14 protein-coding genes are annotated in these 13,553 nt (G+C 68.2%); 1 reads left to right on the top strand and 13 read right to left on the bottom strand.

The window, feature by feature from the left end; all coding sequences use genetic code 11:
• Positions 1 to 13: 13 nt before the first annotated feature.
• From ABTW65_RS11510 to folP, 8 genes are all read right to left on the bottom strand, one after another.
• Positions 14 to 2,308, bottom strand: a complete 2,295-nt coding sequence (locus ABTW65_RS11510) for a glycosyltransferase (RefSeq protein ID WP_350660213.1) — start codon at positions 2,306 to 2,308, stop codon at positions 14 to 16.
• 9 nt (positions 2,309 to 2,317) lie between these two features.
• Entirely contained in the window at positions 2,318 to 2,686 is a 369-nt protein-coding gene (locus tag ABTW65_RS11515; protein WP_160026383.1) for a hypothetical protein, read from the bottom strand.
• The gene (locus ABTW65_RS11520; protein WP_350660214.1) at positions 2,677 to 3,357 is read right to left on the bottom strand and encodes a hypothetical protein; all 681 of its coding nucleotides are present in this window, start codon (positions 3,355 to 3,357) and stop codon (positions 2,677 to 2,679) included. The genes ABTW65_RS11515 and ABTW65_RS11520 overlap by 10 nt, the downstream gene beginning before the upstream one ends.
• Positions 3,358 to 3,582: 225 nt before the next feature.
• Positions 3,583 to 4,176 carry a hypothetical protein gene (locus tag ABTW65_RS11525; protein ID WP_350660215.1) on the bottom strand — a complete coding sequence of 198 codons (594 nt, stop codon included), beginning with the start codon at positions 4,174 to 4,176 and terminating at the stop codon, positions 3,583 to 3,585.
• A gap of 15 nt (positions 4,177 to 4,191) precedes the next feature.
• Positions 4,192 to 4,629: a DUF3180 domain-containing protein gene (locus ABTW65_RS11530; RefSeq protein ID WP_350660216.1), complete on the bottom strand. Its 438-nt coding sequence runs from the start codon at positions 4,627 to 4,629 to the stop codon at positions 4,192 to 4,194.
• An 82-nt stretch (positions 4,630 to 4,711) separates the two neighbouring features.
• On the bottom strand, positions 4,712 to 5,278 hold the full coding sequence (gene folK, locus ABTW65_RS11535; protein WP_350660218.1) for a 2-amino-4-hydroxy-6-hydroxymethyldihydropteridine diphosphokinase: 567 nt from the start codon (positions 5,276 to 5,278) through the stop codon (positions 4,712 to 4,714).
• Entirely contained in the window at positions 5,275 to 5,667 is a 393-nt protein-coding gene (folB, locus tag ABTW65_RS11540) for a dihydroneopterin aldolase (RefSeq protein WP_350660219.1), read from the bottom strand. The genes folK and folB overlap by 4 nt, the downstream gene beginning before the upstream one ends.
• On the bottom strand, positions 5,664 to 6,470 hold the full coding sequence (folP, locus tag ABTW65_RS11545; RefSeq protein WP_350660442.1) for a dihydropteroate synthase: 807 nt from the start codon (positions 6,468 to 6,470) through the stop codon (positions 5,664 to 5,666). Before folP ends, folB begins: the two co-directional genes overlap by 4 nt.
• 105 nt (positions 6,471 to 6,575) lie before the next feature.
• Here folP and ABTW65_RS11550 point away from each other — a divergent pair, with 105 nt between their 5' ends.
• Positions 6,576 to 8,096 (top strand): polysaccharide pyruvyl transferase family protein, encoded by a 1,521-nt coding sequence (locus ABTW65_RS11550; RefSeq protein WP_350660220.1) that lies wholly within the window; start codon positions 6,576 to 6,578, stop codon positions 8,094 to 8,096.
• On the opposite strand, the gene folE is transcribed toward ABTW65_RS11550, so the two are convergent.
• From folE to ABTW65_RS11575, 5 genes are all read right to left on the bottom strand, one after another.
• The gene (gene folE / locus ABTW65_RS11555; RefSeq protein ID WP_350660221.1) at positions 8,093 to 8,731 is read right to left on the bottom strand and encodes a GTP cyclohydrolase I FolE; all 639 of its coding nucleotides are present in this window, start codon (positions 8,729 to 8,731) and stop codon (positions 8,093 to 8,095) included. The two genes, ABTW65_RS11550 and folE, sit on opposite strands and share 4 nt — an antisense overlap.
• Positions 8,732 to 8,741: 10 nt before the next feature.
• Positions 8,742 to 10,805, bottom strand: coding sequence for an ATP-dependent zinc metalloprotease FtsH (ftsH, locus tag ABTW65_RS11560; protein WP_350660222.1), 2,064 nt, complete (start codon positions 10,803 to 10,805; stop codon positions 8,742 to 8,744).
• 151 nt (positions 10,806 to 10,956) lie between these two features.
• Entirely contained in the window at positions 10,957 to 11,508 is a 552-nt protein-coding gene (gene hpt, locus ABTW65_RS11565; protein ID WP_141801736.1) for a hypoxanthine phosphoribosyltransferase, read from the bottom strand.
• Positions 11,509 to 11,518: 10 nt separating this feature from the next.
• A complete protein-coding gene (tilS, locus tag ABTW65_RS11570; protein WP_350660223.1) occupies positions 11,519 to 12,502 on the bottom strand; it encodes a tRNA lysidine(34) synthetase TilS in 984 nt (327 codons plus the stop codon).
• On the bottom strand, positions 12,499 to 13,548 hold the full coding sequence (locus tag ABTW65_RS11575; RefSeq protein ID WP_350660224.1) for an Rv3626c family coenzyme F420 biosynthesis-associated protein: 1,050 nt from the start codon (positions 13,546 to 13,548) through the stop codon (positions 12,499 to 12,501). The genes tilS and ABTW65_RS11575 overlap by 4 nt, the downstream gene beginning before the upstream one ends.
• Positions 13,549 to 13,553 lie beyond the last annotated feature (5 nt).

Raw genomic sequence — 13,553 nt, forward strand, 5'->3', positions numbered from 1 at the left:
TGACGCGAGCCGGTCACGCCTCGGTGGGCGTGGCCGGCACGAGCCGCAGGTGGATCTCGTCCGACCAGCCGAACTCGAGCTTCGCTGCCTCGGTCGCGGTGGGCTGAGGCACCCGCTCACAGAGCTCACGGGCCACGACGATCGGCTTGTGGTCGCGGCCGTCCAGCAACGACCACCGCGACGTCTCAAAGGCAGCGTGCTCGACCGCGGTGCTCCGCAGCGCACTCACTGGCACGGTGATCAGGAAGACCCCGTCCCGGTCGGTCACGTCCAGGGAGACGTCGAGGGGCTTCTCCGGGGTCGGCCAGGTCCGCAGCACCGCGCCGGCGGACTCCAGCCGGGGACCGTCGGGACCACGCAGGACCAGGTCCTCACCCTGCCACCACGCGTCGTGAACGACGGGGCGGTCGGGCGTCGCGGTGATGACGAAGGAACCGTTCGGGTCGCGGGTGGCGTTCACCGCGCGCCCCTTCATCAGGGATCGAGAACCGAGGAAGTCCGGATGCACCGGCAGCGGAGACGTACGTCCCTTCCGGGCCAGCTTCACCCGGGTCGGCACGATCTCCTCCATGGGCATGTCCAGTCCGGACTTCTCGAGGACAGCCTCGACGGGCACCGTCAACCGCCACGGGGTGATGCCTCGCTCGCCCCGTTCGCCGATCGTCAGCGGGTGGGTCACCACCGAACCGCTGCGGTCGGTGAGCGTCAGCTCCGCATGCTTGGGAGGGGTGCCTCGGAACGCACCCCGGATCTCGATCTCGTCGCCGAGGTCCGTGGTGTGATCCACCCACGCGTCCGGGAGATCACGAACGGTGACCCCGAAGCCGCCTGGGAGGCGTCCTGGGCGACACCAGCGGTTGCCGATGCGGCGCCAGCCCTGCCACCGCTCCCGTCCGTCTCCCGACGTCGTCACCTGGATCACGTCGCGGACGTCGCGGTTTCGGATGCTGATCATGAGGCGCCACTGGCGATCACCGGCCAGTCGCGACGGGTCGATGCTCAGCTCGAGCGTGGACCTGTCGACCTGGCCGAACGGGATCGCCCGTTGCCGAGCGACGTGATCCACCGGCACCTTGCCGCCGTTGGGACTCTCCAGCCACACCTTGAAGCGTGTCCGGGGCGCGAGCGCGAGCGTGTTGACACCGATGTTGACCCGGACCGTGACCCGGGAGCCGCTCCACCAGGCCTCGGTCGCCACGGCCTTGGCCTTCATGTACGCAGGCGCCAAGCGGAACACCGAGTCAGGTGCGCCGACGGCGGCGTCCTCGAAGGACGGGAGCTTCGCGTACCAGCCATCCGTTCGTCGGGCCAGCGGCGCCTGGGTCCCGTTCTCGGCCCGATAACGGGTCAACGCCGACAGCGCGTCACGCTGACGACGCTTCAGCAGGTCGAACACGAGGCGCTCGTACGGTCCCTGACGGTTGAGGATCGCGTCGTCGACGCGTGCCAGGTAGCGCTCCGCCAGGTCGAAGATGCGTCCGGACTCGTCGGCCGGATGGTCTTCGATCGACCGGGCAAGCACCTGGACGTCCGTCGCCGCCAGATGCGACTTGACCAGGTCGGACAGGTAGGGAGCCTGCTCCTCGACCATGTCGAAGAGCATCTCGGCCGAACGTACGCGGTCACCGAGGTTGTCGAGGTTCCAGTGGCTCTGCGTGATCGAGGCCTCGCCACCGTCGCGGTGGCGCCAGTAGTAGATCGGCTCGGCGAGGATGTCGACCTGTCGGGCGCGGATGTGCGCGGCAAGGGCGACCGGGTAGTCCTCGTAGAGCATGTCCGGGTAGCTGAGGCCCGCGGAGTCCCAGAAGTCGCGCCGGTAGACCTTGTTCCAGATGTAGCGGTCGATGCCCAGGATGTGGGTCCGGCTGCAGTGCGTGGCGATGCGGGTGGTGACGAACGGGCGCCGGTGGGACCACGACTGCCAGACCGACACCGAGTCGAACCGACGGGCGTTGCCCGCCACGAAGTCGGAGCCCGAGCGCGCCAGCGTGTCCGTCATGAGCTGGTAGGCGTACTCCGGGACATAGTCATCGGCGTCGACGAACGCGAGCAGGTCACCCCTGCTCTCTTCGACCCCGATGTTTCGAGCCACACCGACGCCCACCTTCTCCGAGGAGACCACCCGGAAACGCGAGTCGCTCGACGCGAACCGGTCGGCGACTGTCGCGGACCCGTCGGTGGATGCGTCGTCGACCATGACCACCTCGAAATCCGAGAAGGTCTGGGCGCGAAGCGACTCCAGGCACGTCTGAAGGAAGGGCTCCACGTTGTGAAACGGGATGACGATGCTCAGAGCGGGATGCGGCACAAACTCACCTTAAGTCGCTCCGTCCTCGAGCCTTCGCAACCGCTCCTCGAAACGCGTGGCAGCCGTGATTCGGGCGCGCACCTGCTCCTGCTGACGCTGGATCTCGGCCCAGATCGAGGAGGCGTCGACGTGGCCGTCCGACGGCGCTCCGGCCGCGAGGTTGCCGCGCTCGACGGTGTCGCGCAGGGTCTCCAGACGTGCCTCGAGGGCCGCGACCTGCGGGCTGACCCGAGCGAGCTCGCGCTCGAGGTCGCCGATACGGACGCGCTGCCGGTCCGTGATGGCACGCAGCTCCTCGATGGTGGCTCGAGCCTCGTCCAAGTCGGCTGCGGATCCGGCCAATCTGTTGACCTTGCCGCGCAGTCGGTTCATCGCCATAGGGAAACGCGCTCCTCCTCGAGCCAGCCGGTCATGACGCGGGCCTCCGCCTCGATCCGATGCTCCGGCGCCACGGGCGAAGAGCCGCCGGCCTGATAGGTCCACTCCGTCTGCCCGGGGTTGTCGACGAACGAGAACCCGGACAGCAGGATGTCGGACTCCGGGAACAGGTTGACCGCCAGCCATGCGGCGGTGAAGCCCGTGGTCGGTGCCAGCTTCTCGGTCCTCCAGGGGATGTCGAGGTCGGTCCCGGTGCCGGTGAGCAGCTCGCCGTTCGGGATGGGTACGAAGCCCAGATCGGGCGGCCAGGACATCGGCCACACCTCGAGGCGGCCATGGAAGCGCATCGGTTCGGCGAGGAGGTAGAGGCGCTCGCGGTAGCGGTCGAAGGTGAACCGTGTCGGTCGGGTGATCCGGTTCCAGATCACCACGTCGGCCCGCGATCCCTGAGCGCGCGGCTCACCCGGGACGTCCAGCACGAAGCTGTTCACCCGGATCACCAGGTCCGAGTCGTCGATGGCCTGCGCACGGCCGTCGCTGGGCCCCAGAGGAGCATTCCCGAGCACTGCGACCGACCTCACCGGCGCCCTCTTGGCGTACGTGGTCATCAGGTCGCGTAAGTAGGCGAAGCCTTCAGTGATCGTGACTGCCCGTTCGGCGATCAACGTCACCGGCTTCCCCTTTCCGACGACTCTCGTCGCAGCGTCGTCACAGATCTCGGGGACGCGGCAGGCGCGTTACCCGTTCGGAAAAATCATAACGAGCCAGACCTCCGACAGTTACCCACCCGAGTATCGATTTGAGCGTCGCGGCGCGTTTTCAGGCGTGCCGGCGCAAAGTGCCATGACGCTGTTGGTGCCTCGTCACCATCCATACATCTGTGTGTCGCTCGATGGTCAGGCGGACTGAGCCCCGGTCCAGCTCGTACGCTCGGCCTCGAGCTCGGCACGCACGGCGTCCAGCTCGGACTCCAGCTCGGCGACCCGGATGGCCGCCTCGGCGGCGTCGGCCTCGACTGCCTGGAGCCTCGCCTCGAGCTGCTCGCCGCGCATCTCGGCCTGGGCGGCCCGGCGGGCCTCCTCGCCACGGCGACGGACGGCCTCGGCGGCGCGCTGGTGGGCGGCGGCCAGAGCGGACTCGAGCTCCTCGACGGCCTGGACGCGCTCAACGAGCTTGGCATCCATGTGCTCGCGGAACTCGGCATTCTCCTCGGCCCGCTTCTCGGACTCGACGCGGTAGGCCTGGGCCTGCTCGGCGCGGTCGCGTGCCCAGTCGCGGCGGGTCTGGAGAAGCTCGGAGTGAGTGATCTTGGTTGCGGCAGCGCCACAGGCGAGCCCGAGAACGGCTGCGAGCACGACAACCAGCCAGGACCCGGAGGCCACCGCGGCGGTGATCGTGATGGCGGCCAGCGCCAGCAGGCCTACAGCAACCGTCAGGCGTGTGCTGCGCTGACGCCTGCGTGTGACTGGAGTTGCGGATGGGGAAGGCATGCTTCCACGGTACGGCTAGTTTTCATCGCGTTTGCGGACCCGGCACGCGTGTTCGAGGAGTCGGGCGGCGACCAGGATCGCGGTTCCGGCCACGGCTGCGAGGGCTGAACGCACCAGCCGCTCCCCTGCTGCGGTGTTGGCGTCGTAGCCCAGCCAGCTCACCGCGTAGCCCAGATAACCGCCGGCAAGAAGCGCGCCAACCAGGCTGCAGGCGCGGGCGAGCACCAACCGGTTGACCGCCTGATGAGCCTCGATGCGTTCGCCGCGTACCTGCAGCTGGCGGTGGGTGATCCAGGCGGTCACGCCCAGGGCCGCCGCGATCAGCAGCAGCACGATCGGCTGCGCCCAGGTGACCACCGGAGCGACGCCGCGCCAGGACTCCAGCACGGGGTGAGCCAGCCAGCCACCGACGATCCCGATGACCGCCCACGCCGTGATGGCTCCGCCCGACATCGGGCGGAGCCGGCGCTCGTCGTCGGCTGGATCCTTCTCAGGACCCTGGTCGGGGTCCTCGGGTGCTGTGCTCAGATTCGGCTCAGAGGTCGAGGGTGAGATCGTCGCGGCGGGTGATGCCGGACTGGTCGGACTGCTCCAGCAGCTCGGCGATCGGACCCACGCCAGGAAGATCGGCGCTCGGCTCCAGGTCGAGCCACGGCTTGAGCACGAAGGCCCGCTGGTGCGCACGCGGGTGCGGCAGCGTCAGCGACTCCTCCTCGAGGATCTTGTCGCCGACCGAGATGACGTCGATGTCGAGCGTGCGCGGCTCGTTGAAGATGCCGCTGCGCGAACGGCCATAGGCGTCCTCGATGGTGAGCGCACGCTCGAGCAGGCGCGTCGGGGTGAGCGTGGTGTCGGCAAGGACGATGGCGTTGAGGTAGAGCTCAGCATCCTCGGGCGAGTCGACCGGCTCGGTCTCGTAGACCGGCGAGATCGTGGTCACCCAGACATCCGGGGTCTCGGCGAGGGTGTTCAACGCGTCCTGCAGATTTGCCAACCGGTCCCCGAGATTGGAGCCCAACGACAGCACCGCCCGTCGGATCGGCCGCATCTCCCCGGTGAGCGTGTCGGCGTCGATGATGTACGGGTTGGGTACCTCTGTCACGTGCTCTGCCTCCGGGTGATCGTCAGGGTGACGTCTTTGAACGTCGCTTCGATAGGCGCCCCCGGTTTGTGAACCGTAACACGTACCCAAAGTGCGCGGATGTCTGCAAGGCAAATGTCCGCGATCCGCTGGGCAAGCGTTTCGATGAGGTCCACCGGGTCGCGCTCAACATTGGTTTTGACCGCCATCGCGAGACTTCCGTAATCGACGGTGTCATGCAAGTCGTCCGTTTCCGCGGCCTTGCGGGAGTCGGTGCCGATGACCAGGTCGATGATGAACTTCTGCCCCTCGCGGCGCTCGAAGTCGAAGACTCCATGATGGCCGAAGCACTCCAGACCGAGGATCTGGATTTCGTCCGCGGGTTCCGCAATGTTCATCGAGTGGTTCATCCAATTGTCTCCAGTTTCGCTGCCGCCGCGAGGGTGTCCCTGGCGGCACGTACGTCATGAACACGCGTGGCCCAGACACCGCGTTGCGCGAGAAAGACGGTGATCGCATCGTGGGCATTCTCACGCTCGGTCACCGGACGCAGCGTGCCGTCGGGGGCGGCCAGCAGGCGGCCGAGGAAGGTCTTGCGGCTGGCCCCGATGAGCACCGGGAAGCCGAGCTTGTGGAACTCCTCCACACCCGCCAACAGCCGCCAGTTGTCATCGGCCGTCTTGGAGAAGCCGAGCCCGGGGTCGACGACGATGTTGTCGTCCTGGATCCCAGCCGCCCGCGCCGCCTCGATCCGCTGCTCCAGCTCCGCCTTGACCGTGTCGACCACGCCGTCGGCGTAGACGAGGTGGTCCTGCTGCTGCATCTCCGCGCCGTGCGCGCGCCAGTGCATCACGACGTACGTCGCACCGTGGTCGGCCGCGACCTTCAGGATCCCCGGGTCGGCCAGACCGCCCGAGACGTCGTTGATGATCTTCGCCCCGGCCTTCACGGCGGCCTCGGCAACCTCGGGGCGCATCGTGTCGACCGAGAGGGTCGCCCCCTCGGCGGCCAGCGTTTCGATGACCGGCACCACCCGGGCCAGCTCGTCGGCCACCAGCGGCCTGGTCGCTCCCGGACGGGTCGACTCGCCACCGATGTCGAGCAGGTCGGCCCCCTGCTCCAGAAGCGCATGACCGTGGGCCACCGCGTCATCGGTCGCCAAGAACCGTCCGCCGTCGCTGAACGAGTCGGGCGTGACGTTGACGATTCCCATGACCTGCACGCCACGACCCTATCCGGCGGTTCCGGAGGAGCAGACTTGACGAGGTGGGCCCGCTCAGCCAGGCTGCCCGCCATCTCATTTACCCATGGAGGCATCGTGGCCAAGATCCTGCTCCGCTCGGCGAGGGACCCGTTCGACGTGATCGAGGCGGGCGACCCGCGTGCGTGGGGCATCGGGTTCTATGGCACGAACGTCGGCAACCTCCTCTTCGCCGACTCGACACACCGGCTCCTCAGCGTGCCCGGAACCGAGATCGTCGCGAACCAATTCGTCCATGAGCGACGTGCGTTCACCGCCGACGAGGTAGCGGCGGTCAACGACGAGTACGACCACTTCGTGGTGCCGCTGGCCAACGCCCTCCGACCGGAGTTCACCCGTCCGTTGACGCGTCTGACCGCCTTCATCGAGCAGCTCTCGATCCCGACCACCATCGTCGGCATCGGCGCGCAACTCTCCCTCGACGAGCTCGACACCGCTCCCGGCGACGAGCTGGCAGCTCTTCACCGCCGCTTCATGAACAGCGTCCTCGAACGGTCCCCGAAGGTCGGCGTACGCGGCGAGATCACCGCCGAGTACCTGCGACGTCTCGGCTACGGCGACGATCACGTCGAGATCATCGGCTGCCCGTCGATCTACCTCAACGGCCCGGGCCTCACCGTCCGCGACGAGCGCGCCACCCCGATCGACGACGAGGACCCGATCGCGGTCTCGATGAGCCCGCTGACCTCGCCCTGGTTCGAGACGTACGTCGACGCCTTCGCCGACCGGCACCCGCAGATGACGTACGTCGGCCAGACCCACCACGACTTCGCGATGCTCCAGTGGGGTCGACACAGTCAGCCCGAGATGGGTATCGACCGCGACCACCGGCTCTACTTCGAGGACCGGACCCGGATGTTCCTCGACGCCGGATCCTGGATGCGGTTCCTGGCCACCCAGCGGTTCGCCTTCGGCACGCGCATCCACGGCAACGTCGCCGCAGTGTTGGCCGGGACCCCCGCCATGGTCATCGCTCACGACTCACGCGTGCTGGAGCTGTGCGACTACCACGGCCTGCCCTACACGATGCTCGACTCGATCACGCCAGAGACCACGGTCGACGAGCTGTTCCAGGCAGCCGACTTCACCAGCTTCCACAACCGCCTGGCCGAGGGCTGGAAGCGGCTGACCGCGTTCCTGGACGAAGCCGGTCTGGCGAACGTCGCTCAGCCCGGCCAGTCGAGTGCGGCGTACGACGCCGAGCTCGCCGCGCTGGAGCCGGCGGCACCCGTCGCCACGCTCCGTGGGTCGGGCGATGACGCCCTCCGGCGCATCGAGGACCGGATCCACGCCCTGAAGATCGCCTCCGAGCACGCCGACACCGCCGCCAAGCGGCGTGAGCGGGAGCTCGAGAAGAAGCTCACCGCGTCGGTGAAGGGCCAAGCCAAGCGAATCGCAGCTCTCGAGTCGACCACGCGCAAGCAGCAGGCCCGGATCGAACGGCAGACCGGTCGCCTGGATCGCCAGCGAGGCCTGATCGACGAGCTGCGCGCAGACCTCGCTCGTCACGAGGAACGAGCGGGCCTGCGCGGCTTCGTCCGACGGGTTCGCCGCCGGCTGCGTCGCTCGGAGAGCTAGCGGGTCCCGCCCCGGATCAGCGCCATCGCCTCAGCCCGGGTGGTGGCGTTGGAGCGCATCGTGCCGCGTACGGCACTGGTGATGGTGCGGGCGCCGGCCTTCTTGACGCCGCGCATCGTCATGCACAGGTGCTCGGCCTCGACCACCACGATGACGCCGCGCGCCTCGAGGAGCTCCATGAGCGCGTCGGCCACCTGGGTGGTGAGCCGCTCCTGCACCTGCGGTCGCTTGGCGAAGACGTCGACCAACCGGGCGAGCTTGGACAGGCCGGTGATCTTGCCGGAGGACGCCGGGATGTAGCCAACATGGGCGACACCGGTGAACGGCACCAGGTGGTGCTCGCACATCGACCACAGCTCGATGTCACGGACCAGGACCATCTCGTCGTGGCCGAGATCGAACGTCGTGGTGAGGACTTCCTCGGGCGTCTGGTGCAGCCCGCGGGTCACCTCCTGGTAGGCGCGGGCGACCCGGGCGGGAGTCTCGAGCAGCCCTTCGCGGTCGGGGTCCTCCCCGATCGCGTAGAGCAGCTCGCGCACGGCCGCCTCGGCCCGCTTCTGGTCGAACACCGGCACGTCCGCCACGTCCCGCTCGGGGACATGGACGGGCGCTACGTCATCGAAGTTGTCGGACATGTCTTCAGTATCAGGCGGGCGGGGTGCCCTCGGGCGAACCGGCCTCGGTCGGCTTCGCGACCTCGACACCGTTGGCCGACTGGGGGCCGGACTGGGCGCCGGACTGCTTCCCGGCCGCACGGATCGCCTTGGCGAGGTTCTCCTTGTCGCGCTCGACGATCCACCGCGGGATCTCGACCGCTGGGCGCTCGGAGGGGCGGCGGGTGTCGGAACCGGTCCAGGCCGGACGCGGATCGCGGCGACGCAGCGGCTCGAAGATCTCGGCCACCTCGTGCTTGGAGAGCGTCTCCTTCTCGAGGAGCTCCAGGACCAGGCTGTCGAGGACGTCCCGGTTCTCCTCGAGGATGTCGAAGGCCTCCTGGTGCGCGGTGGCGAGGAGCTTCTTGGTCTCGTCGTCGACGACGGCGGCGACCTCTTCGGAGTAGTTGCGCTGGTGACCGATGTCACGGCCCAGGAACGGCTCCCCGTTGGACTCACCGAGCTTGATCGCACCCAGGCGCTCGGTCATACCGAACTGGGTGACCATCGCGCGGGCGAGGTTGGTCGCCTTCTCGATGTCGTTGCCGGCACCCGTGGTCGGGTCGTGGAAGATGAGCTCCTCCGCGGCACGGCCACCGAGCATGTAGGAGAGCTTGTTGAGCATCGAGGACCGGGTCTGCGAGTACTGGTCGTCGTCGGGCATGACTAGGTTGTAGCCCAGCGCCTTGCCGCGCGGCAGGATCGTGATCTTCTGGACCACGTCCGGACCCGGCAGAGCCGCGGCGACCAGCGCGTGGCCACCCTCGTGGTAGGCGGTGATGAGCTTCTCCTGCTCGCTCATCAGACGCGTGCGCTTCTGCGGGCCGGCGATGACCCGGTCGATGGCCTCGTCGAGCGCCTTGTTGGTGATCAGCTTCTGGTCGCTGCGAGCGGTCAGCAGCGCGGCCTCGTTGAGCACGTTGGCCAGGTCGGCACCGGAGAACCCGGGGGTCCGGCGGGCGACCGAGTCGAGGTCGATGTCGCCGGCCAGCGGCTTGCCGCGGGCGTGGACCTGCAGGATCTTCTCGCGACCGGCGAGGTCGGGAGCGTCCACCTGGATCTGGCGGTCGAAGCGGCCCGGGCGCAGCAGCGCCGGGTCGAGCACGTCGGGACGGTTGGTCGCCGCGATCAGGATGACCCCGCCGCGTACGTCGAAGCCGTCCATCTCCACGAGGAGCTGGTTGAGCGTCTGCTCGCGCTCGTCGTGGCCACCGCCCATGCCGGCACCACGGTGACGGCCGACGGCGTCGATCTCGTCGATGAAGACGATGGCGGGAGCGTTCTCCTTGGCCTGCTCGAACAGGTCGCGGACACGGCTCGCACCGACACCGACGAACATCTCGACGAAGTCCGAACCGGAGATCGAGTAGAACGGCACGCCGGCCTCGCCCGCGACAGCGCGCGCGAGCAGGGTCTTACCGGTGCCTGGCTGGCCGTAGAGCAGCACGCCCTTGGGGATCTTGGCGCCGACGGCCTGGAACTTCGCGGGCTCCTGCAGGAACTCCTTGATCTCCTGGAGCTCCTCGACCGCCTCGTCAGCACCGGCGACGTCGGCGAACGTCGTCTTCGGCATGTCCTTGGTGATCAGCTTCGCCTTGGACTTGGCGAACTGCATGACCCCGCGACCGCCACCGCCCTGGACCGAGTTCATCAGGAACAGGAACAGCACGATGATCAGCACGAACGGCAGAGCGAAGCTCAGGATCGAGCCGAGCACGGAGGGCTTGGCCACCTCGGAGTTGAACTCCTCGAGGTTCTCACCCTCGGCCTCGGTCTTGCGCACCATCTCGATGAGCGCTTCCTGGTCACCGTCGACCCAGGAGGTCGTGACCTCGGAGCCGCCATCGCGGGTGCCCTTGACCAGGGTCGCCTTGATCTCCTGGTCGCCGTCGACGAACGTGATCTCCTTGACCTTGTCGTCCTGGATGTATTCGGTCAGCTCGCTGGTGGTGATCTCGTCGCCACCGTTGCGGGGGGCCAGATACTGCAGCGCCAGGATCACACCGAGCACTGCCACGATGATCCACAGCCAGGGACCTTTGAATATGCGCTTCACAGGCTTCTTTCAACCGTTTACGGGGTCAGACACGCACGCAGGGCAGCGTGCACGTCATTTAGAACGACGGTACACGCCAAATCGTGCCCACCCCATCTGCGCGGTTCCGCTGTTGGCGTAACAGCCGGCGCTCGCCAGCTCAGTTCCAGCCTCAGCTGTAGATGTGCGGCGCGAGGGTCGAGATGTCGCGCAGGTTGCGGTACTTCTCGTTGAAGTCGAGGCCGTAGCCGACCACGAACTCGTCGGGGATGTCCCACCCGACGTACTTCACGTCGACCGGCATGCTGACCGCCTCGGGCTTGCGGAGCAGGGTGGCGATCTCGATGCTCGCCGGGCCGCGGCTGGTGAGGTTGGAGGTCAGCCAGGTCAGGGTCAGGCCGGAGTCGATGATCTCGTCCACGACGAGCACGTGCTTGCCTGTGACGTCGGTGTCGAGGTCCTTCAGGATCCTCACCACACCGGACGACTTGGTGCCAGAGCCGTAGGAGGAGACGGCCATCCAGTCCATCTCGACGTGGCGGTTCAGGGCGCGCGCGAGGTCGGCCATGATCATCACCGCACCACGTAGGACGCCGACGATCAGCAGCTCCTGACCCTCGTAGTCCTTCTCGATCCGGCGGGCCAGCTCTTCGACCTTCGCCTGGATCTCGTCGTGGGTGAACAGGGTCTTCACGAGGTCGTCGCCGACGTACTCGGTGTCCATGTCCGTCACTCTAAGGGCTTGGTGTGAACGGTCCCGATTCGAAGACGATACGACCGTTCGTACGCTTCGCGCGCAGGTGTCCTGGAAGGTCGATCCAGCGCTGGCCGCGCCAGCCGGTGACCAGCTCGTCGACGGCCTTGACGTGCTCACGGGTGAGCTCCGCCGGCGGGCTGCCGGCCTCGAGGGCCGCGATCCGGAGGACTCTGGTGCGGACGGCGGACGGATACCCGGCGAGGGTCTCGACCGGCAGGGATCCGGCGAGCTCGCGGTGCATCGCCTCGGCGATGTCGTCGATGAAGTCGGCGTCCTCGCGGAGTTGCTCGGCCGTACGAGCCAGCGCGTCGGCGACCCCCGGGCCGAGGTCCTCCTCGAGCGTGGGCAGGACGCGGTGGCGGATGCGCGCGCGGGTGTAGGCGAAGTCGCGGTTGTGCGGGTCCTGCCAGACGTCGAGGCCCTCGACCTGGCAGGCGGTCTCGGTGTCGATCCTGGTCGTCGCGAGAAGGGGCCGTCGATAGCGGTCGAAGGCCGCTCGCATCCCGGAGAGGCTGCGCGCACCCGATCCCCTGGTCAGCCCCAGCAACACGGTCTCGGCCTGGTCGTCGCGGGTGTGGCCGAGCAGGATCACGCTCGCGCCGAGGCGCTCGGCGAGCTGGTCGAGGACCGCATAGCGGGCCTGCCGCGCCGCAGCCTCGGGCCCCTCCCCGTCGGCCTTGACCTCCACCGTCGCGGTCACGGTCTCGTCGACGCCCATCTCGGCGAGCTGTCCGACGACCTTCGCGGCCTGCGCCTGGCTGCCGTCCTGCAGCCCGTGGTCGACGGTCGCGCCGATGATGTGCAGCCCGAGCTTGTGGCCCTCGAAGACCGCGGCCGAGGCCAGCGCGAGGGAGTCCGCTCCCCCGGAGCAGGCCACCATCACCTTCTCACCCGGCTCGAGCCGCTCGAGCGCCGCGCGGACGGGGCGGCGTACGGCCGCGACAGAGGGGTGCAGACTCACAGGACCCGGGTGACCCAGGCGTCCGGCTCGACGATCTCGGCCTTCGACGGGAGGTTCTCGGGGCCGGCGAAGACGGCGTTGAACTCCTCCATGCCGACCCGGTCGACCACGTGGCGTACGAACTTCGCGCCGTCGCGGTACTGCGCCATCTTGGCCTCCAGACCGAGCAGGCGGCGCAGCAGGCGGTCGAGGACGCCGATGCCCTGACGGCGCTTGTTGAAGGCCTTGCGGATCGTGGTGACGCTCGGGATGACACCGGGGCCGACATCGTCCATGACCACGTCGGCGTGGCCCTCGAGCAGCGACATCATCCCGGTGACCCGGTCGATGATCTCCTTCTGCTCGGGCTTGGCGAAGGCGTCCACGATGCTGCCGTTGCCCTTGAGCGCCTCGGTGACGCGCTGCAGCCCGCCGTCGAAGATCGAGGCCGGGTCCATCGCTTCGGAGAGACCCTCGATCTGGGCGAAGAGGTGGTCGCGCATCCACGGGCTGGCGGTGAACTGGACCCGGTGGGTCTCCTCGTGGAGGCAGACCCACAGCCGGAAGTCGGTCGGGTCCAGGCCGAGCTCGCGCTCGACGTGGACGGCGTTGGGCGCGACCAGCAGCAGCCGCCCCGACGGCCCGTAGAACGGGTCGAATTGGCCGAGGATCTTCGAGGCCATGAAGCCGAGCAGGCCGCCGACCTCTGCCGCGCTGACCTTGGACCCGACCGCCATGGTCAGTGCCCCCGGGGTGCGCTTCGCGGTGATCCGGTCGACCACCGGCGAGATCACGTGGGCGAAGGTGTCGGCGTTGGCCTGGATCCAGCCCCTTCTGTCGACCACCAGGACCGGCGCGGTGTCGCGGGGCGCGTCCAGGCCGGTGAAGGCGCGTACGAACTCGGTCGCCTTGGCGGCGTCCGCGCGCAGCTCCTCGACGGCATGCTGGGCCTCGCTGCGCGAGACGATCGGGCCATCTCCGGCGACCTTCGCGCCGAGGCGTACGGCCAGGTCCCAGTCGACCATGGCGGCTCCGGACGGGGCAGGGTCCTCAGCACGATGGGTCATGCGTA

This window comes from Nocardioides sp. NPDC127503 (assembly GCF_040302165.1).
Taxonomy (GTDB): domain Bacteria; phylum Actinomycetota; class Actinomycetes; order Propionibacteriales; family Nocardioidaceae; genus Nocardioides.